We start from the raw sequence: 20,105 nt of genomic DNA, 5'->3' as shown, positions 1-20,105 counted from the left end.
ACCATCATGACGCCGGGGCAGCATACCGGGATGTCAGGGGCGATGATCGCACCATCCGCTGAGCAATTTCGAGAGAGGATTGTCGCGATCATGGCTGATCGCCAAGCCGCGGCTTCTGCCAGCCCTTACGATTGGAAAGTGTGCGTCGGCGCGGTCAGTGCCGCGCAGGCCGAATTCGAGAAGGTCGTTGTCGATGGCACCGCGCACGACTACGGAGCCGCCGTCATTTCTCGTTTGGAGCGGCTGCGGGACGCATATTATGACCCGGATGGAGAATACACGTCAGGGCGATCGGATATCGGGACCGTCATTGAAAACATCAGGAAAGCATTGAGGCTCGTCGGCCAGTGATGGCCCAACTCAGCCGGTGACGGACAGTCCCAATGTCACGGCGGATTGGCAGAGGTATTGCAGTCCGCGATCGCTTTTCCGGCTAGGCCCCGATCATACCAGCGGATCCTCTGTTCTGAGGTGCCGTACCGCTTTGCCGTCGAATTATTTGAGGCATTCGCGACCTGATCATCTCCGAGAGATCGCAGCAGCGCCCTGGCCTCAGTCAGATCGGTGTCGTCCAGCAACCCCTTGTCCCAGACATAGCGGCTCCATAGCCCGGCAAAACAATCGGCCTGGAGCTCCACCTGTTCCGATCGGATGATGGCGGCTTGCTGGTCGCCGGCGGTGACATCAAGGTGCGGAACGCCAGAGACGTTCTGCACGTGGTGCCCAACCTCTCGGGCCACAATCAACGCCTTGGCGAAATCTCCCGTCGAACCGATCTGTCGAAGCTCGGGGAACGCCGGATCGAGATAAATTTTGTGGTCCGCCGCACAGTACAATGTCCCTGAAACAGGGCCGCATGCTGTGGCGATAGTGCCGGTATACAGCACCAGCTTGGGCTCCTCATATTTCAATCCGCCGGCTTTGAAGGTGGCGCCCCAGAAATCCTCGGTTTCAGCCAAAGCCACGGAAAGGAGCCGCTTGACGTCATCCGGTTGGGCGTTTGGAGCGGGCACCGCAGCTGTCGAGACCTCGGCTGCCTCGGAGATCGTTGAAGCATGCAGCAATGTCGCGATGGCAAGCAGGAATGCCGTGACCAAGGACAAGCGGACCAATTCACGCCTCCTGAATTGCCAACGCTCCCGGAGCCTGAGCGCCGAGGCGCCTGCGATGACCGGACGGGAGTCCATATCTTGCCCCTGTTGGGTTGTCGAACAGGCCTTGAAAGCCGCGCTTCGTCAGAGCCGCGCAGTCTCGGCCAGGAAATCGAGAAAAGCCCGCACCCGCGCCGGCAGGTGGCGGCCCTGGCCGACATAGACGGCGTGGGTCGCCTCCTCGTCGCCCGGATTGAAATCCTCCAGCAGCGGCACCAGCCGACCGTCGGCGATATCGGCCGCCACGTGCCAGCGCGCCAGCCTGGAGATGCCGGAACCGGCCAATGTCATCAGCCGCATCGCCTCACCGTCGCTGACCAGCGTGTTGCCGATGATCGGGATCATGATGGCGCGGCCCTCCGCGTCGCGGAACGGCCAGCCGTCGATATGCCTGACGAAGCCGAAGCCCATGCGGTTGTGGCTGTCGAGATCGGCCGGCGTCAGCGGTATGCCATGCGTTTCGAGGTAGGAGGGTGCCGCAACCACGACCACCGGGCTCTGCCCGAGCTTGCGCGCCACCAGCCGTGATTCGCCGAGCGGACCGGCGCGGATGGCAACGTCCGCGCGTTCGGCCATCAGGTCGATGACGCTGTCGGTCAGCACCAGATCAACCGAAATCTCGGGGTAGCGTTCGAGGAAACGCGGCAGCAGCGGGATCAGCCGGTGCACCCCGAACGGCACATAGGTGTTGACGCGCAGCCGCCCACGAGGTGCGGCACCCGCCGCCGCCTCGCGCTCGGCCGCCGCCATATCGGCCAGGATACCCAGCCCGCTGTCGTAGAAAGCCGACCCTTCCGGCGTCAGCTGCAGCTTGCGCGTCGAGCGGCTGACCAGCCGCGCGCCAAGCCGGGCTTCCAATCGCGCGATCAGCTTGCTCACCGCCGATGGTGTCATGCGCAGCGCACGCGCCGCGGCGGAAAAACTGCCCGCCTCGACGACGCGGACAAAAACTTCGATCTCGCCGGAGCGGTTGATGTCGGATCTCGCCATCTGTGAATCTATTTCACAGAAAATGTGCCCAACGCAAGTCTGGTTCATAGAGCGTGGCGGCACGATCTTTCGGGTCGGGGCGCGGGTTTGGACAAGGCGCTCGTCGCCTTAACGGCCCGTCTTGGAAGTGGAAACAGCCATGCCTCTTGCTCTCTACGCCCTCGCCGCCGGTGCCTTCGGCATCGGTGTCACCGAATTCGTCATCATGGGTCTGCTGCTCGATGTCAGCAAGGATCTCGGCGTCTCGATCTCGGCCGCCGGACAGCTCATTTCGGGCTATGCGCTGGGCGTCGTCATTGGCGCGCCACTGCTCACCATCGCCACCGGCAACTGGCCGCGCAAGACCGTGCTGCTGGCGCTGATGGCGATCTTCACGCTGGGCAATCTCGCCTGTGCGCTGGCGCCCGACTACTGGACGCTGATGGGCGCCCGCATCATCACCGCCTTTGCCCACGGCACCTTCTTCGGCGTCGGCTCGGTCGTCGCCACCGGTCTGGTCGCGCCCAACAAGAAGGCCTCGGCGATTGCATTGATGTTCACCGGCTTGACCATCGCCAACATCCTCGGCGTGCCCTTCGGCACCTGGCTCGGCCAGGCCTTTGGCTGGCGTGCGACCTTCTGGGCAGTGACCCTGGTCGGCCTGGCGGCCTTCGCCGTCATCCTTGCGCTGGTACCGCGCAGCCAAGAGGCCCCCGAGAAGAGCGATCTGCGCGCCGATCTCGCCGTGCTGCGCCGCACGCCCGTCTTGCTCGGCCTCGCCACCACCGTGCTTGGCTATGCCGGCGTCTTCGCCGTCTTCACCTACATCGCTCCGCTGCTGACCGAGATCAGCGGCTTCAAGGAAGCCGCCGTATCGCCGATCCTGCTTGTCTTCGGTGGCGGTCTCATTGCCGGCAATCTCGCCGGCGGCAAGGTCGCCGACCGCTGGCTGGTGCCGGCCGTGCTCGGCAGCCTCGTGGTGCTGGCCCTGGTGCTCGCCACCATGAGCTTCGCCATCCACAGCCAGGTCATGGCCGTGATCTATGTCGGCCTGCTCGGAGCCGCCGCCTTTGCCACGGTGGCGCCACTGCAGATGTGGGTGCTGGACAAGGCGCAAGGCGCCGGCCAGAGCCTAGCCTCGTCCTTCAACATCGCCGCCTTCAACCTCGGCAATGCCGCCGGCGCCTGGCTTGGCGGCGCGGTGATTGCCCATGGAATGGGGCTCGGTTCCCTCACCTGGGTCGCCGCCTTGCTGCCGGTCGCGGCGCTCGGCGTGGCCGGACTGGCCCTGCGTCTCGACAGACGCGAAGAGCGGCTGCTCCCGGCAACGGCCACCTCCATGGAATGACGGCGGACCCAGGACCCACCTTCGGCATGACGGAAGGCAGAACCCAAGAGGAGAGCCCCAATGAAACATCCTATGCGCCGTACCATCATCATCTTTGCGGCAAAGCGTTTGACCCTCGCCGCGCTCGCCTTGGCGACCACGTTGATCGTCAACCCCGCAATGTCAGGCGAAAGACAGGACTGGGTCGGCACCTGGACCGCCAGCCCGCAACCGACATGGGGTCCCGACTTCGCCTTGCCGGTGAAGATCGCGCCGAAGCTTGAGAACCAGACCATACGCCAGACGGTCCGCACCAGCATTGGCGGCAAGCAATTCCGCATCGTGCTGTCGAACGAATATACCAACACACCTATTCAGATCGGTGAAACGCATGCCGCGATTGCAGGTGAGGGTTCGAAAATCGTCGCCGGCACCGACCACGTCGTTACCTTCGGCGGCCAGACCAGGGCAATAGTCCCGGCGGGGGCACCTCTGGTCAGCGATCCGGTGGACCTGCCTCTCGGCGCTTTGAGCCATCTGTCCATATCGATCTATCTGCCTCGGGTGACGCCGATCACCACCTTCCACTGGGATGGCAAACAGACCGCCTATATCAGCGACGGCAATCAGACGGCTTCGGCAGCACTCGTGGCCGCGAAGACCACCGACGCACGTATGCTGGTCAGCGAAATCCTGGTCGATGCGCCGGCAAATCATGGGGCGGTGATCGCGATCGGCGATTCGATCACCGACGGCAATGGCGCCACGCTGGACGGCGACAATCGCTGGCCGGACTTCCTGGCGAGGCGTCTCGCTTCGAAGCATATTGCGGTGCTCAACGCGGGCATATCAGGCGCGCGGCTGCTCGACGACGCGATGGGCGTGAAGGCGTCGGCGCGCTTCGACCGCGACGTGGCGGCCCAGCCCCGCGCAAGGGCGGTGGTGCTGCTCATCGGCATCAACGACATCAGCTGGCCCGGCACGCCCTTCGTGTTTGGAAAGTCCCTGCCATCATTGGCGGCACTCACCGACGGTTATCTGCAGCTCGCCGCCCAGGCTCACGCCCACAATCTCATCATCCTCGGCGGCACATTGACACCTTTCGAGGGCGCGCTGAGCGGCACGCCGCTCGACGGCTACTACACGCCGGAGAAGGACGCGCTGCGCCAGAAGGTCAACGACTGGATCAGAACCAGTGGCGCCTTTGACGCGGTCGTCGACTTCGATGTGCTGCTTCGCGATCCCAAGCATCCGACACGCCTGCTGCCGGAATTCGATTCCGGCGACCATCTGCATCCGGGCGAGAAGGGAAACCGGGCCATGGCCGAGGCCATCGACCTTGGCCAACTGATCGGGAACTGAGCAGATCGGCACCCGGCTTAGAATTGCAATTGAAAGGATAAAACCATGGATTATCGACGTCTCGGCGCATCGGGCCTGAAAGTGCCCGCGCTCTCGTTCGGTGCGGGAACCTTTGGCGGCTCCGGCCCGCTGTTTGGCGCCTGGGGCAACAGCGACGCCGTCGAAGCGCGGCGGCTGATCGACATTTGCCTGGAGGCCGGCGTCAATCTGTTCGACACGGCCGACGTCTATTCAAACGGCGCTTCCGAAGAGGTGCTCGGCGAAGCGATCAAGGGCCGCCGCGATGCCGTGCTGATCTCGACCAAGACTTCTTTGCCGATGGGCGACGGCCCGGCCGATTACGGCTCGTCGCGTTCGCGGCTGATCAAGTCGGTGGATGCCGCGCTGAAGCGCCTCGGCACCGATTACATCGACCTGTTGCAACTGCACGCCTTCGATGCGGGCACGCCGATCGAGGAGGTGCTGTCGACGCTGGACGACCTCGTGCGCGCCGGCAAGCTGCGCTATGTCGGCGTTTCCAATTTCTCCGGCTGGCAGGTGATGAAGTCGCTGGCCGAGGCCGACAAGCATGGCTACCCGCGCTACGCCGCACATCAGGTCTACTACTCGCTGGTTGGCCGCGACTATGAGTGGGAACTGATGCCGCTCGGTCTCGACCAGGGCGTTGGCGCGCTGGTGTGGAGCCCACTCGGCTGGGGTCGCCTGACCGGCAAGATTCGCCGTGGCCAGCCTCTGCCGGAAAAGAGCCGGCTGCACGACACGGCAAGCTTCGGTCCGCCGGTCGAGGACGAACATCTCTACCGGGTGATGGATGCGCTTGACGCGGTGGCGCAGGAAACCGGCAAGACCGTACCGCAGATCGCCATCAACTGGCTGTTGCGGCGCCCGACCGTTTCCTCCGTCATCATCGGCGCCCGCAACGAGGAACAACTGCGCCAGAACCTCGGCGCCGTCGGCTGGTCGCTGACGCCGGAGCAGGTGAAGAAACTCGACGCGGCAAGCGAAGTTACCGCGCCCTACCCGTACTTCCCCTATCGCCGCCAGGAAGGCTTTGCCCGGCTCAACCCGCCGGCGGTGTGAGCGCCACGCGCCGAAGCTAAGGCGTGTTGAGATTCAGGTCAGGCCGAGTCGAGAATGGTGGCTTCCGAGAACCGGAGCGGAGCGTACTTTTCGTACGTGAGCACCGGAAGCGCAGGAAGCCGCCATTCGCAGGCCGGCCTCACCTGAATATCGACATGCCTTAATGCAGCACGAACTCGCCATCCACCTTGCGCCATTCATTCGGCGCGATCAGCTTCTGGTGCGTGTAGACAACCGAATGCAGCGGCCCGTCGAGCTTGGCCTGCCAGAATTCGATGAACTTGATCAGCACCGGAAACTTCGGCGCCAGGTCGTAGTCCTGCCAGATGAAGCTCTGCAGCAGGTGCGGATGATCGGGAAAATGATAGAGAATCTTGGCCGTGGTCAGCCCATAGCCTTTGAGCATCAGGTCCATTTCGGCATGGTCGCGCATAGCGGTCCCCAGGTTGATTAACCTCGCCTCCCAACGCAACATTGTGCGCGCCGTTGCTTAACTGTCTATTGATTTTTCCTGATCGAAACAGGCTTTTCGACGCGAAAACATACAGTTAGCAGCGAGCTAACCCGAGTGCTGACAACCTATGACAATGCCCCTGCGGCATCCCGCCGCGCGAATCCAACGTCTAATGTTGCCGTCACGGCGGAACTGGTAATAATGCCGCCAAATTCGCGGCCGCTTCGCCGCGATCCCGCCGGAGGTTCAAGCCGGCGGATTGGTTCGGGAGGAAAATCAGGAATGTCCGAAGTTCATGTCCATCGCGTCCAGCCAGCTTGGAAGAAGAACGCGCTAATCGACAACGACACGTATCTCAAATGGTATGCCGACAGCATCAAGAACCCAGACAAATTCTGGGGCAAGCACGGTAAGCGCATCGACTGGTTCAAGCCCTACAGCAAGGTCAAGAACACCTCCTTCGACGGCAAGGTGTCGATCAAATGGTTCGAGGACGGGCTGACCAATGTTTCCTACAACTGCATTGATCGCCACCTGAAGAAGCGCGGCGACCAGACCGCCATCATCTGGGAAGGTGACAACCCCTACGACGACAAGAAGATCACCTACAACGAGCTTTACGAGCATGTCTGCCGGCTCGCCAATGTGATGAAGAAGCACGGCGTCAAGAAGGGTGACCGCGTCACCATCTACATGCCGATGATCCCGGAAGCCGCCTATGCGATGCTCGCCTGCACGCGCATCGGCGCCATCCATTCGATCGTCTTCGGCGGTTTCTCGCCCGACGCGCTGGCCGGACGCATCGTCGACTGCGAATCGACCTTCGTCATCACAGCGGACGAGGGCCTGCGCGGTGGCAAGCCGATCCCGCTGAAGGAAAACACCGACAAGGCCATCGACATCGCCGCCAGGCAGCATGTGATGGTCAAGAACGTCGTCGTCGTGCGCCGCACCGGCGGTAAGATTGGCTGGGCTCCGGGCCGCGACGTCTGGTACCACGACGAGGTCGCGACGGTGAAGGCGGAGTGCAAGCCTGAAAAGATGAAGGCGGAGGATCCGCTGTTCCTCCTCTACACATCGGGCTCGACCGGCAAGCCGAAGGGCGTGCTGCACACCACCGCCGGCTATCTCGTCTATGCCTCGATGACGCACCAATATGTCTTCGACTATCATGACGGTGACATCTACTGGTGCACCGCCGATGTCGGCTGGGTCACCGGCCACAGCTACATCGTCTATGGCCCCCTCGCCAACGGCGCCACCACACTGATGTTCGAGGGCGTGCCGAACTATCCGTCGCAGTCGCGCTTCTGGGAAGTCATCGACAAGCACAAGGTCAACATCTTCTACACCGCGCCGACGGCGTTGCGTGCGCTGATGGGCGCCGGCAACGATCCGGTGACGAAGACCTCGCGCAAATCGTTGCGTGTGCTCGGCTCGGTCGGCGAGCCGATCAACCCGGAAGCCTGGGAGTGGTATTTCAACGTCGTCGGCAACGGCAAGGTCCCGATCGTCGACACATGGTGGCAGACCGAGACCGGCGGCATCCTGATCACGCCGCTGCCCGGTGCCACCGATCTCAAGGCAGGCTCGGCGACGCGGCCCTTCTTCGGCGTCAAGCCGCAGCTGGTCGACGGCGAAGGCAAGGTGCTGGAAGGGGCGGCAGACGGCAATCTCTGCATCACCGATTCCTGGCCTGGCCAGATGCGCACCGTCTATGGCGATCACGACCGCTTCGTGCAGACCTATTTTTCCACCTACAAGGGCAAGTATTTCACCGGCGACGGCTGCCGTCGCGATGCCGACGGCTATTACTGGATCACCGGCCGCGTCGACGACGTCATCAACGTCTCCGGCCACCGCATGGGCACGGCCGAAGTCGAATCGGCGCTGGTCAGTCATGACAAGGTTTCCGAGGCCGCCGTGGTCGGCTATCCTCACGACATCAAGGGCCAGGGCATCTACAGCTATGTCACCTTGATGAAGGGAGAGGAGCCGACCGAGGAATTGCGAAAGGAGCTCATCGCCCATGTCCGCAAGGAGATCGGCGCCATCGCGTCGCCCGACAAGATCCAGTTCTCGCCAAGCCTGCCCAAGACGCGCTCGGGCAAGATCATGCGCCGCATCCTGCGCAAGATCGCCGAGGATGATTTTGCCGCCCTTGGCGACACCTCGACGCTGGCCGATCCCGCCGTCGTCGACGACCTCATCGCCAACCGGCAGAACAAGAAGGGTTGATGCGGGACGAGGCGGCATTGGGCTCTGTCACCCAGTTGTGGCGCTATCCGGCGAGTTCGCTCGCCGGCGAGCGTCAGGATGCCGTCGTGGTCGGACCGGCGGGCATGGCGGGCGACCGCATGTTCGGCCTCGTCGATACCTCGGACAACGAGATCGCACGGCCCGACCGCGAGCCGAAATGGCACAAGGTGCCGCGCATCCGCACCCGGCTGACCAATGATCGCGACCTGGAGGTCGCCATCCCCAATGGCGATTGGCTGAGCGCACCCAGTGTGGAATGCGACCACGCGGTATCGGCCTATCTCGGCTTCGCTGCCTCGATCCGGCCGTTCGGCCGGGAGAATGCGCCGCCGGCCTATGCCGGTCCGGTGACCGCGGCCCGCTATACCAAGGCGCCGATCCATCTCTTGACCACGGCCTCGCTGGCGCGCTTGAAGGCGCTGCATCCGGATGGCGCCGCCGACCCGCGCCGCTTCCGCCCCAACATCGTCGTCGACATGGCAGCGGTCGAAGGTTCGTTTCCGGAGACGGAATGGATCGGCCGCAAGCTGGCGATCGGCGAATTGCTGCTGACGATTTCCGAACCATGCCGCCGCTGCGGCTTCACCATCATCAGCCAGGACGGCTTCGAGCACGATCCCGGTATCCTGCGCAACCTGGTCCGCCACAACGCCCACAATCTCGGCGTCTATTGCACGGTCGACCGGCCGGCCCGCGTCGAGATCGGCGCGCCGATGCGCTTCGTCTAAATCATATCGCCAACGCCAGGCCACATAGCGGCGGCATGACCCCTGCACCTCGCGGAGGCTTGGCACGGCGTGTAATACGCATGACAGAAAACGGCGTCATACAGCCTCGGCCCGATCCGTCTTGCCGCCCGACACCTTGAAATCACACCACTCGGAGTGCCTATGACTTCCCTGCCCATTCTTGGCGCCGCCATGACCCTGGACGACCTTGAAATTCATCGCGACTGGCTCTTCGAAAAGCAGCGCGACCTGGAATTGCAAAGTTTTGCCGAGGCCAGCGTTCTCAATGGCGACTGGGCACCGCTCGCCGCCCGCGCCAGAAAGCTTCTCGACGGCCATCAGGGGCGGCTCGGAATTCACGGCCCTTTCTGGGGTTTCACCATTGCCTCGCAGGACCCCGATATTCGCGATGTCGTCAGCAAACGGCTGGTCCAGGGTATCGAGGTCTGCGCCGCCATCGGCGCGACGCAGATGGTTGTCCACAGCCCGTATTCGACCTGGTCCTATAACAATCTCGACAACAATCCCGGTGAGCGCGAGAAAATCGTCGGGTATTGCCAGCTCACCTTACACGATGCCGTCAGGCGGGCGCAGGACATCGGCTGCACGATGGTCCTGGAGAACATCGAGGACAAGGATCCGCATATTCGCGTGGCGTTGGCCAACAGCTTCAACTCCCCCGCGGTCGCCGTCTCGATCGACACTGGCCATGCCTACTATGCCCATGGCTCGACCGGTGCTCCGCCGGTTGATTACTATGTGCATGCTGCCGGCAACCGCCTGCAGCACATCCATTTGCAGGATGCCGACGGCTACGCCGATCGTCACTGGAGCCTCGGCGAAGGCACGATCCAATGGCGCTCGGTCTTTGCCGCGCTGGCGAAGCTCGAAAGCAATCCGCGCCTGATCATCGAGATCAGGGACAAGTCCAAGATCCCCGCTTCGGCGGCGTACATCGCCTCACTTGGCATCGCCGAGTAAGGCGCGAGCGTGTCTCGCACTACCGGTACAGATCGGCCCGCGTCGGCGGCAGGCCGCTCGGGCCACGCGCGCGCTTGGTGACGACGGTCTGGAAAATCTGCGCCGAACCGCGATCGAAAGTGATCGAACAGCCCGTGAGGTAAAGCAGCCAGAGCCGCGCCTTGGGTTCGCCGACCTCGGCGATCGCCTCGTCGAAGCGGGCGTGCAGGCGCTCGGCCCACAGCCTGCAGGTGCGGGCATAATGCTCGCGCAGGTTCTCGACATCGGCGACGAGAAAACCGTGCGCCTCGAGATTGCCAAGCGTCATGCCGATCGTGTCGACCTCGCCGCCAGGGAAGATGTATTTGATCAGCGCCTTGTATTCCGCGCCCTTGCGCAGCGTCTTGCGCGTGCCGCCCTTGCCGCGCCTTGTAATGGCATGATGCAGGTAGATGCCGCCCGGCTTCAAGAGCCGGTGGACGGTCGAGAAATAGGTGGCGTGGTTGGCGAGACCGACCGCCTCGAACATGCCGATGGACGAGATCTTGTCATAGCTGCCGTCGAGATCGGTGTAGGACTTGATGTCGATGGTGATCTTTTCCTCCAACCCCTCGGCGCGGATGCGCTCGCGCGCCAGCCGGGTCTGTTCCTCCGACAGCGAGACACCATGGCCGATGGCGCCATAGTGCTTGGCGGCATGGATCAGCATCGCGCCCCAGCCGCAGCCGATGTCGAGCAGCCGGTCGCCCGGTTTCAGCCTGAGCTTGCGGCAGATATGGTCGAGCTTGTCCTGCTGCGCCTGGTCGATGCCATTGGCGAAATCGGTGAAGTAGGCGCAGGTGTAGACCATGCGCTCATCGAGGAAGAGCCGGTAGAAGGCATTCGAAATATCGTAGTGATGTTCGATCGCCTGCTTGTTGGACCCGCTGACGAAGGGATTGCGGCCGGCCAGATCAGCCCGTTTCGTCATCTGTCGTCGCGAGAACAGCACGGCGGGCAGGTCGCGCAGGATCGCCAGCTTCGGCAACGCCTTCAGCCTCAGCTTTCCCTTCGAAGGCAAGGCGTAGAGGTCGAACAGCGACCCGTCCTCGACGTCGATCGTCCTCGAAATCCACATCTCCAGCAGCGTCGAGAAATTCGGCCGGCGGGCCAATTGCCAGACGATGTCCTGATCGTTGATGGCAAGCACCGGTCCGTCGGCGGGACCGATCCGCTCCCCGGTCCACAGCCGGACGGCAAAGCCCGGCTTCAGCGCCTCGATCACCGTTCGAACGATGCGCGCGGCTCTTTCGGTGGCGTCCATGCTCCTTCCCCCACGGCCCGATGGGACGATCTTGTCCGTTTGGGCCATGGATCGCAAGCCGCAGCACGTGGATCAGGCTGGGCGGCATTTTCGGCAGGTTGCCTTTTTCAGTCAGGCATCTTGTCATTTGCTGCAACGCACCCCATCATGTCTGTGTGTTCAACAAATCGAAAGGAGGTGATCCGATGTCGAGTGATTTCGTTTTCCAGAACGTGGCCTCAGCGGATTGCACTTTCGGGAAGCAGTCTTCCCGTTAAGGCGCGAGATGCGCGGCAGGTAACCCGAAGGGGTTGCCGCCACAGGCCGCGCCATGGACGGAAACACGGAAGGCCGCCGGCTTCTAAAGAAGCGGCGGCCTTTTCCTTTTGGGCCTAGGCCTTACTTCGTCAACGCAAGGGTTTCGATGTTGCGGGCGATCGTCTGGAAGGCCGTATCCAATTCGACGCCGTCGGCGGCCTGGTAGAAGTGCTTGGCCGAACCGGTATCGGGACTGGCACAGGTTTGCAGTGTCGTAACTGCATTGGCCTCTTCAAGTTTGAAGCCGATCGTGAAGATCTCTATGCCTTTGTCGCGCATAGCGGCGCAGAGTTTCGTCGCTGCCGTGCGGGTCGTTTCCTTGCCGGCATCGTTGTAAACCCCGTCGACATTGCTCGCGTCGAAATAGGACAGGTTGAACTCGCCGTCCGTCATGAGGATCGCGTACTTGCCAACCTTCTTCGGATCAGCCTTGGCCGGCCGCTGCGAAGCATTGAGCACGCTGCCCCAGCTTTCCGAGAGCATGTACCAGGTCCACTGGACGCCGATGTGGCCGGCGGTGCCGCCAGAGGCAACAAGATCCTTGATGACATTCTTGAGTGTGGCGGCGTCGGCCGTCAAAGGCACGAGCGCTGCTACCGGGCAAGCAGCGGTGCGTGTGTTCGCTGCAAAGCCTGACAGCAGATAGTCGCGATTGACCATGCTGGAGTCGGGACCCGCGTCCGAATATTGGTCGGCACCCTTGCGTTCGGTGCCGCAATTGTCGGGGCGCGGCGACGCCGAAGCAAGTTGGGCGCTTGCATTGCCGGGCGCCTGCTTGCGCTGGCTGGCGTTGGTTTCGACGTAAACGCTGCTGGCGGCAAGCTGACCGGCATTGACCGAATTGGCATAGGGCACGATCGAAACGCGCACCCGCGGCTTGTTCGGATCCTGGTTGCCCAGGAAACTGTCCACCGCATTGGCCGCTGCGGTCTTCAGGTCCTTGATCTTCTGACCGGCCATGGATCCGGTCACGTCGAGCATCATCGCCACTTCGATGGTCTTGTCCGAATAAAGCGATGTCGTCGACGCGGTGACACGCTTCGTATCGCCCATGCCGAAAATCGGGAAGAACAGGCCGACATCGACATGAGCGTCGACCTGGACCGTTTTCGCGATCTTGTCGACGATCAGCCGGTCAAGGACGACCTGGCCTGCCTGCAGAATTCCAGCGGTGTCGTTGGCGTCGAGAAAAGCCTTCACCGAATTGTTGGCATCGGCTTCCTTGATGACCCCTGTCGTCAGGTCGCGTGCTGTCGATGTCACCGCCGCGTCGACCACGCTCTGCAGGCTCGATTTGGCATTGTAGAGTTGTGAGACGTTGACCGAGAAGCCGCCCGCTAGCGCCAAGACCGAGGCAGCAAAGCCGAACAGGACCGCGAAATTTCCACCGCGATCTCTGGCGAACCCGCCGACCGCGTGAACAAGACCCCCGTAATTTCGCATCCTACAGCCTCCACATGCCTCGGCCTCGTCGCCGCAATGAGGGAAATGCAGGATTCCAGCCGAACGACGCGGGTTATGCGCCGGAGCTGGGCTATCAATCTCAACACATTGTTTTTGTTGAATTTCACCGCGTGCAAAGGTGAACGACTGGTAAACGGGAACCGCGGTTTCGGCGGTGTTTACGGACCGCTTACCATGCTCGAATCCAGGCAGTTGCGGGATGCTCAGCGACGTCCTGTTGCGGCACAGGGGCTATGTGCCGATCCGGAGCAACTGTCCCGAGATTGCGGGACGCGAAACGGTGCGATGGACTATGCTAGCATCTGCGCGCTGGCAGTCCGGTCGATGCCGTGATGGGGCGGATTGAACAGATTGCGTTCCTGTTCATAGGTCCACACCTTGAACAGGCTGAGCCGGTGCGGGCCGAAGCTGTGGAGCAAAGGTACGTCGGTGGCGTCGCGACCGCGCGCGATGACGACGCGGCCGGTCCTTGGCTGGTTGTGGCGCGGGTCGAACGTGTACCACTTGCCGTCGAGGAAGACTTCCATCCAGGCCGAGAAATCCATCGGCGCCGGATCGACCGGCACGCCGATATCGCCGAGATAGCCGTTCACATAGCGCGCCGGAATATTCATGCAGCGGCAGAGCGTGATCGCCAGATGGGCAAAGTCGCGGCAGACCCCCACCCGTTCCTCGTGCGCCTGCGCCGCCGTGCGGGTCGAACGGGCATAGCCGTAGCCGAACGATAGCCGGTTGTGGACATAGTCGACGATCGCCTGCACCCGCGCCCAGCCGGAGGGCAGATGACCGAACAACTGCCAGGCGAGATTGCTGAGGTGATCCGTCTCGCAGTAGCGGCTGCCAAGGAGATAGCCGAGCACCTCGTCCGGTAATTCGGCCACCGGCACTTCCCTCGCCAGTGTGTTGACCGCGTCCGTCTCGCCACTGTCTTCGATCACCGCATCGTAAAGAATGCGGAAGGTGCCGGCTGGTGCGGTGAAGCGGCGGCAGCCATTGCCATGCAGGTCCTGGTAGAGCTTGGTCGGCACCGAAGGCGATGTCAGCACCCGCGTCTGCCGCTTGATGTCAGCCTGCCTGTCCTTGTGGATCTCGAGCAGCGAAATCACCGGAGTGGCCTCGATGCATTCAATGGCTATTTCGTAGCCGAGCCGGATCAGCATTGCAGGTCCCCTTCGATCGTCATGGAAAATAGTTTTGCTCAAACGTCGCAGCTGTGCCCTGGTTCCCTGGATCGTCCCAAAATACGCCTCGTGCCTTTCCATGTCAGCACCTTGACGTTACGGTTGCGTCCTCCCTCGACACACTCCCCGGACTTCAAGGAAAATCATGTTTGCTGGCAGAAAATTCGCCGCCTTTCTTTTCGACATGGACGGCACCCTCATCAATTCCATCGCCTCGGCGGAGCGGGTGTGGAGCGATTGGGCACGCCGGCACGGCCTCGACGTCGCGGCCTTCCTGCCGACGATCCACGGCGTGCGGGCGATCGAGACTATCACCAACCTTGCCCTTCCAGGCGTCGACCCGGCGCATGAGGCCGACCTGCTGCTGAAGGCCGAGGCCGCCGATCTGGATGGCATTGTCCCGATCCCCGGCGCCGTGGCGTTTCTCAAGGCGCTGCCGGGCGAAAGCTGGGCGATCGTCACCTCGGCGCCACGCTCTTTGGCGCTTGCACGCATGCAGGCTGCCGGCATTCCTGTCCCTGCGGTCATCGTTGCGGCGGAAGACGTTTCCCGTGGCAAGCCGGCCCCCGACTGCTTCCGGCTTGGCGCACAACGGCTCGGCGTCGATGCGCGCGACTGCCTGGTGTTCGAGGATGCCCCGGCCGGCATCGCGGCGGCTGAAGCGGCGCAAGCTTCGGTCATGGTGATCAACGCCACTCACGCGCACCCACTGCCAACCCCGCATGCCGCGATCGCGGGCTATGACAATGTCGGCATCACCATCGACGAACGCGGCTGGCTGGCGCTCGAAGCACAGCGCAGCGCTGCCTAAGCAGCGTTGGCCAGGGTGTGATGAGATTCAGGTCAGGCCGAGCCGAAAATGGCGGTTTTCGAGAACCGGAGCGGAGCGTACTTTTCGTACGTGAGCACCGGAAGCGGAGGAAGCTGCCTTTTGCAGGCCGGCCTCACCTGAATATCAACGCACCCTAGAAGTCGCTGGTCAGGCCTTTGACCTCCCAGTCGCCGTAGCGGCCGGGCTCCTTGCCACCGCGGCCGCCGATTTCCCGGGGCAGTGTGGCTTCCTTCTCGCGATACTCGGTACGCCGGGCCTCGGCCTCGGCCAGCGCCCGTCGTGCGGCGGGCGTCAGCTCCTTCGGCGAGGCGTCGCCATCGGTTTCAGCGGGCGTTTTACTGGTTTCGTCGGTCATGCGATATTCCCCACGGATTGAAACAGGGGCAGGCGTTTACCATCATATAGCGATGAACCCACAGGGATCGACCCCCTTTCACCACCGGTTGGACAGGAGCAGACGATGAACACTTTGCGCACCGCCATGCTTCTTGCCGCGATGACGGCGCTGTTCATGGGCGTCGGCTTCCTGATCGGCGGTTCGGGCGGCATGATGATCGCATTTGTGATCGCCGCCGGCACCAATCTGCTCAGCTACTGGAATGCCGACAAGATGGTGCTGTCGATGAACCGCGCCGTCGAGGTCGACGAGAAGAACGCGCCGGAATATTACGCCATCGTCCAGGCGCTGGCCAAGCAGGCCGGGCTGCCTATGCCCAAGACCTATCTGATCGACAATCCGCAGCCGAACGCCTTCGCCACCGGCCGCAACCCGCAGAACGCCGCGGTCGCCGCCTCCACCGGCCTGTTGCAGCGGCTGACCCATGAAGAGGTCGCGGCTGTCATGGCGCACGAGCTCGCCCATGTCCAGCATCGCGACACGCTGACCATGACCATCGTCGCCACCTTCGCCGGCGCCATCTCGATGCTTGGCAATTTCGCCTTCTTCCTCGGCGGCAACCGCGACAACAACCCGTTCGGCTTTGTCGGCGTGCTGGCGGCGATGATCGTGGCGCCGTTTGCCGCCATGATCGTGCAGATGGCGGTCAGCCGCACCCGCGAATACGAGGCCGACCGGCGCGGCGCCGAAATCTGTGGACACCCGCTCTGGCTGGCATCCGCGCTTGACAAGATCGCCCGTGGAGCAGAACGCATCCCCAACCCCGATGCGGAGCGCAATCCGGCGATGGCGCATCTCTTCATCATCAATCCCCTGCATGGCGAGCGCATGGACAGTCTGTTCTCCACCCACCCGAGCACCGACAACCGCATCGCCGCGTTGCAGGAGATGGCACGGCAGATGGGCGACGGTGCATCGCGGACGGCGCCGCGCCAGACGCCAATGCAACCGCAGGCGGAAGAACAGCAGCCGTCCGGCCCGTGGGGTCAGGCAGCGCAGCCCGAGCAGCCGGCAGAACCGGCCGAACCGAAGTCCAATCCGTGGGGTCGCAACCCGACCGGGCCCAAAGGCCGGTGGTCGTGAGCGTGGCGGTACCTCGACGCACAGGCTCAGGCGATCAGGATCACAAGGACGGTGGCGAATTCGTCGCCGGTCTCGCCGCCCGCAAGGCGGCGGCGCGCCTGCTTGCCGCCGTCATCGATGCCAGGACGCCGCTCGACGGCCTGACCGACCACGAGAACGGCCACCCGCAATACAAGGCGCTCGATTTGCGCGACCGTGGCCTGGTGCGCGCCATCCTGGTCACCGCCCTACGCTTCCGCATGACCATCACGGGGCTGCTGGCGCGGCGCCTGGAAAAGCCGCTGCCACCCAACGCCACCGCTTTGTCGCACATACTGCATGTGGCGGCAGCGCAAATCCTGTTCCTCGACATTCCCGACAGCGCCGCCGTCGACCTGGCGGTGACGCATGCCAAGTCCGATCCGCGCACGCAGCGCTTTTCCGGCCTCGTCAACGGCGTGCTGCGCACGCTCGCGCGGATCAAAGAGAGCGAGCTTCCGACAGCCCTTGCCGCCACCGACGAAGCGCCAAAATGGTTTTCCGACCGGCTGAAGGCCACCTATGGCGCAGATAAGGCCAGGCAGATCCTCGAAGCCCATCGCGTTGAAGCGCCGGTCGATTTCTCGGTCAAGGCAGATCCCGAACTCTGGGCCGAAAAACTCGGCGGCATTGTCTTGCCGACCGGCACGGTGCGCGTGGAAAATCTCGCCGGCGCCGTCACCGAACTGCCCGGCTTCGCGGAAGGCGCCTGGTGGGTCCAGGATGCCGCGGCCAGCCTGCCGGCTCGGCTGTTCGGCGATGTCACAGGATTGCGCGTCGCCGATCTCTGCGCAGCGCCGGGCGGCAAGACCGCGCAGCTCATTCTCGCCGGCGCCAAGGTTACCGCGGTCGATACCTCGAAGAACCGGCTGGCACGGCTGGCGCAGAATCTCGATCGCCTCGGCCTGTCGGCCGAAATCGTCCAGGCCGACCTCATCAAATACGAGCCGGAAGAACTGTTCGACGCCGTACTGCTCGATGCGCCGTGCTCGTCGACCGGCACGGTGCGCCGGCATCCCGATGTGCCATGGACCAAGACGGCCGCCGATGTCGAAAAGCTCGCCGACCTGCAAAGGCGGTTGCTCGCCCGCGCTGTCACGCTCGTCAAACCCGGCGGCCGCATCGTCTTTTCCAATTGTTCGCTCGACCCGCTCGAAGGCGAGGAGCTTTATCTCGCTTTCCTCAAAGGGACGCCGGCGGTGGTCGACGATCCGCTGCGGCAAGGCGAGATCGCCGGCATCGATTCGTTCCTGACGGCGCAAGGCACATTGCGCACCACGCCCGCCGATCTCGATCTCGGCGCGCCGGAGCGCTCGGGGCTGGATGGCTTCTTCGCGGCGCGCATGCGCCGAGCCGGCTAAAGACTTAACTCACAGGATTTGCTGACTTTTTTAGGGAGGGTATGGGGCACCGGACCCCTTCCCAGGAATTCGCCTTCGCACGAGTCGTTCAATCATGTAAACTCGACGCCGGGGTAGAGGACGTTCAGGAGGGGTTTTGGCACTGGTTGCCAGCAACACGACGCGTCTGTGGACGCTGGTCGCGAAGGAGTTCTGGCGCAAGACGCGCCGGCGCCTGCGTGCCGGGCCGGTCTATCGTTGGCGCTATTCCGGCCGCACGCCCGAACGTGTCCTGATCGCGCCACCGGACCTGCGCCTCGCCGACCCGCAGATCGCGCTTGAGATCTATTACGGCCGTTATCCCTTGTCGGGGCATCTGGTCGAGACCGGCGGCAAGTCGCCTTTCCAGATCAACGTGCCCAATCATGGCTGGCAGAAGACACTGCACGGCTTCCGCTGGCTGCGCCACATGCGCGCCGCCGGCACCGAGCTTGCCGCCGCCAACGCGCGTGCCCTGGTGTCCGACTGGATCGCCATGCACGGCAACAACATTGCCGGCATCGCCTGGGAGCCTGGGACGACGGCCAAGCGCATCATCGCCTGGCTGCAACATTCCTCCGTCGTGCTGCAGGGTGCCGAATTCCCCTTCTATCGCGCCTTCCTGAAATCGCTCGCCGTCCAGATCCGTTACCTCAGGTCGATGGCGCGCGAAATGCCCGATGGCAAGGACCGGCTGCGCGCTCGCATAGCGCTTGCCTTCGCCGCCCTCTCCCTGCCGGCGCCGGCTTCGGCGCTGCGCGGCGCCACCCGCAACCTAGCCGAGGAACTCAACCGCCAGATCCTCGCCGATGGCGGCCACATCTCACGCAACCCGATGGCGGTGCTGGAAATCCTCGCCGACCTGCTGCCGTTGCGACAGACCTATGCCAACCAGGCGGAAACCCCGCCGCAGGCGCTGATCGGCGCCATCGACCGCATGCTGCCGGCGCTGCGCTTCTTCCGCCACCAGGATGGCAGCCTCGCCCGCTTCAACGGCATGGGCGCTACCATCCATGACCGCATCGCCACCATATTGCGCCATGACGACACCGCCGGCGCGCCGCTGCTGCACGCGCCGCATTCTGGCTACGAGCGGCTGTCGATGGGCGGCGTCACCGTCATTGCCGACACCGGCCTGCCGCCGCCGGTCGACGTTTCCAACGCCGCGCACGCCGGCTGCCTTGCCTTCGAACTGTCGTCCGGCCGCCAGCACTATATCGTCAATGCCGGCATCGACACCTATGGCGCCGCCGAGTTCCGGCCGCTGGCCCGCGCCACCGCGGCGCACTCGACCGCCACCATCAACGACACCTCTTCGGCACGCTTCAGCCATTCGATACGGGTCAACGACCTGCTCGGCTCGCCGCTGATCGGCGGCCCGCAGAACGTGCAGTGCAAGCGCATCGACCAGAAGGGCGTTCACGGCTTCATCGCCCGCCATGACGGCTATGTCCCGCGTTTCGGCTTCCTGCATGAGCGCGAACTGAAGCTATCATCGGACGGCAATGTGCTGGCCGGCAGGGACCGGTTCCAGCGGCCCGGCAATGCCGCGATCCGCAACAACGGCCGTGACTTCATCACCGTGCGCTTCCATGTCCATCCCGACATCACCCTTTTGCAGGACGAGCACGACCGCCTGGTGCTGACCGCCGATCAGGCCGACAGCTGGGTGTTCACGGCAAGCGAAGTCGTGCCGGAAGTCGAGGAATCGATCTATTTCGCCGGTCTTGGCGGCCCGCGCCGCAGCCGGCAGATCGTGCTGGCCTTCAAGGCCTCCGACCTGTCCGAAGTCCACTGGCAGCTGACGCGCACCAGCATCGCCGGTTATCCGGAAAACAGTTGATTGCCGCGCGAAGGCGGC

18 protein-coding genes are annotated in these 20,105 nt (G+C 63.4%); 11 read left to right on the top strand and 7 right to left on the bottom strand.

Translation table 11 applies throughout. The features are described 5' to 3' along the window. The first annotated feature begins 42 nt into the window (after positions 1-42). The gene (locus AC1D05_RS19005) at positions 43-351 is read left to right on the top strand and encodes a hypothetical protein (protein ID WP_477442876.1); all 309 of its coding nucleotides are present in this window, start codon (positions 43-45) and stop codon (positions 349-351) included. Between the two features lie 35 nt (positions 352-386). Here the strand turns inward: AC1D05_RS19005 and AC1D05_RS19000 are convergent, their stop codons facing one another. Next, entirely contained in the window at positions 387-1,112 is a 726-nt protein-coding gene (locus tag AC1D05_RS19000) for a neutral zinc metallopeptidase (protein ID WP_477442875.1), read from the bottom strand. Between the two features lie 123 nt (positions 1,113-1,235). Next, positions 1,236-2,141, bottom strand: coding sequence for a LysR family transcriptional regulator (locus AC1D05_RS18995; RefSeq protein ID WP_477442873.1), 906 nt, complete (start codon positions 2,139-2,141; stop codon positions 1,236-1,238). 139 nt (positions 2,142-2,280) lie between these two features. Here AC1D05_RS18995 and AC1D05_RS18990 point away from each other — a divergent pair, with 139 nt between their 5' ends. Genes AC1D05_RS18990 through AC1D05_RS18980 form a run of 3 tightly spaced genes read left to right on the top strand, consistent with a single transcriptional unit; the run spans position 2,281 to position 5,889 of the window. After that, positions 2,281-3,468 (top strand): MFS transporter, encoded by a 1,188-nt coding sequence (locus tag AC1D05_RS18990; protein WP_477442871.1) that lies wholly within the window; start codon positions 2,281-2,283, stop codon positions 3,466-3,468. A gap of 60 nt (positions 3,469-3,528) precedes the next feature. After that, positions 3,529-4,809, top strand: coding sequence for an SGNH/GDSL hydrolase family protein (locus tag AC1D05_RS18985; protein ID WP_477442869.1), 1,281 nt, complete (start codon positions 3,529-3,531; stop codon positions 4,807-4,809). A gap of 45 nt (positions 4,810-4,854) precedes the next feature. Further along, entirely contained in the window at positions 4,855-5,889 is a 1,035-nt protein-coding gene (locus tag AC1D05_RS18980; RefSeq protein WP_477442868.1) for an aldo/keto reductase, read from the top strand. A gap of 160 nt (positions 5,890-6,049) precedes the next feature. Here AC1D05_RS18980 and AC1D05_RS18975 read toward each other — a convergent pair whose 3' ends face one another. After that, positions 6,050-6,322, bottom strand: coding sequence for an usg protein (locus AC1D05_RS18975; RefSeq protein ID WP_477442866.1), 273 nt, complete (start codon positions 6,320-6,322; stop codon positions 6,050-6,052). Between the two features lie 303 nt (positions 6,323-6,625). On the opposite strand from AC1D05_RS18975, the gene acs reads away from it, so the two are divergent. The 3 genes from acs (at position 6,626) to AC1D05_RS18960 (ending at position 10,311) form a co-directional block, all read left to right on the top strand. Continuing rightward, complete coding sequence (gene acs, locus AC1D05_RS18970) at positions 6,626-8,581, top strand: acetate--CoA ligase (RefSeq protein ID WP_477442864.1); 1,956 nt, start codon at positions 6,626-6,628, stop codon at positions 8,579-8,581. Continuing rightward, positions 8,581-9,330 carry an MOSC domain-containing protein gene (locus AC1D05_RS18965; protein ID WP_477442862.1) on the top strand — a complete coding sequence of 250 codons (750 nt, stop codon included), beginning with the start codon at positions 8,581-8,583 and terminating at the stop codon, positions 9,328-9,330. The genes acs and AC1D05_RS18965 overlap by 1 nt, the downstream gene beginning before the upstream one ends. 162 nt (positions 9,331-9,492) lie before the next feature. Next, on the top strand, positions 9,493-10,311 hold the full coding sequence (locus tag AC1D05_RS18960; RefSeq protein ID WP_477442861.1) for a sugar phosphate isomerase/epimerase family protein: 819 nt from the start codon (positions 9,493-9,495) through the stop codon (positions 10,309-10,311). Between the two features lie 19 nt (positions 10,312-10,330). On the opposite strand, the gene AC1D05_RS18955 is transcribed toward AC1D05_RS18960, so the two are convergent. From AC1D05_RS18955 to AC1D05_RS18945, 3 genes are all read right to left on the bottom strand, one after another. Next, positions 10,331-11,593, bottom strand: coding sequence for a class I SAM-dependent methyltransferase (locus AC1D05_RS18955; protein WP_477442859.1), 1,263 nt, complete (start codon positions 11,591-11,593; stop codon positions 10,331-10,333). 378 nt (positions 11,594-11,971) lie between these two features. After that, a complete protein-coding gene (locus tag AC1D05_RS18950; RefSeq protein ID WP_477442857.1) occupies positions 11,972-13,333 on the bottom strand; it encodes a pilus assembly protein TadG-related protein in 1,362 nt (453 codons plus the stop codon). Between the two features lie 311 nt (positions 13,334-13,644). Beyond that, positions 13,645-14,514, bottom strand: a complete 870-nt coding sequence (locus AC1D05_RS18945; protein ID WP_477442855.1) for a transglutaminase-like domain-containing protein — start codon at positions 14,512-14,514, stop codon at positions 13,645-13,647. A gap of 166 nt (positions 14,515-14,680) precedes the next feature. Between AC1D05_RS18945 and AC1D05_RS18940 the strand changes: the two genes are divergently transcribed. Beyond that, positions 14,681-15,346, top strand: a complete 666-nt coding sequence (locus AC1D05_RS18940) for an HAD-IA family hydrolase (protein WP_477442854.1) — start codon at positions 14,681-14,683, stop codon at positions 15,344-15,346. A gap of 154 nt (positions 15,347-15,500) precedes the next feature. On the opposite strand, the gene AC1D05_RS18935 is transcribed toward AC1D05_RS18940, so the two are convergent. Further along, complete coding sequence (locus AC1D05_RS18935; protein ID WP_477442852.1) at positions 15,501-15,722, bottom strand: DUF1674 domain-containing protein; 222 nt, start codon at positions 15,720-15,722, stop codon at positions 15,501-15,503. Between the two features lie 105 nt (positions 15,723-15,827). Between AC1D05_RS18935 and htpX the strand changes: the two genes are divergently transcribed. The 3 genes from htpX to AC1D05_RS18920 all read left to right on the top strand — a co-directional run bounded on the left by htpX (position 15,828) and on the right by AC1D05_RS18920 (position 20,087). After that, on the top strand, positions 15,828-16,847 hold the full coding sequence (htpX, locus tag AC1D05_RS18930; RefSeq protein ID WP_477442850.1) for a zinc metalloprotease HtpX: 1,020 nt from the start codon (positions 15,828-15,830) through the stop codon (positions 16,845-16,847). Next, positions 16,844-18,226, top strand: a complete 1,383-nt coding sequence (locus AC1D05_RS18925; RefSeq protein WP_477442848.1) for an RsmB/NOP family class I SAM-dependent RNA methyltransferase — start codon at positions 16,844-16,846, stop codon at positions 18,224-18,226. The genes htpX and AC1D05_RS18925 overlap by 4 nt, the downstream gene beginning before the upstream one ends. A 136-nt stretch (positions 18,227-18,362) precedes the next feature. Next, complete coding sequence (locus tag AC1D05_RS18920) at positions 18,363-20,087, top strand: heparinase II/III family protein (RefSeq protein WP_477442846.1); 1,725 nt, start codon at positions 18,363-18,365, stop codon at positions 20,085-20,087. Positions 20,088-20,105: the final 18 nt, after the last annotated feature.

Source organism: Mesorhizobium sp. P2_E9 (assembly GCF_056403815.1).
Note: the sequence above shows the minus strand (reverse complement) of the source record. Positions and strands in the feature narration are given on the sequence as shown.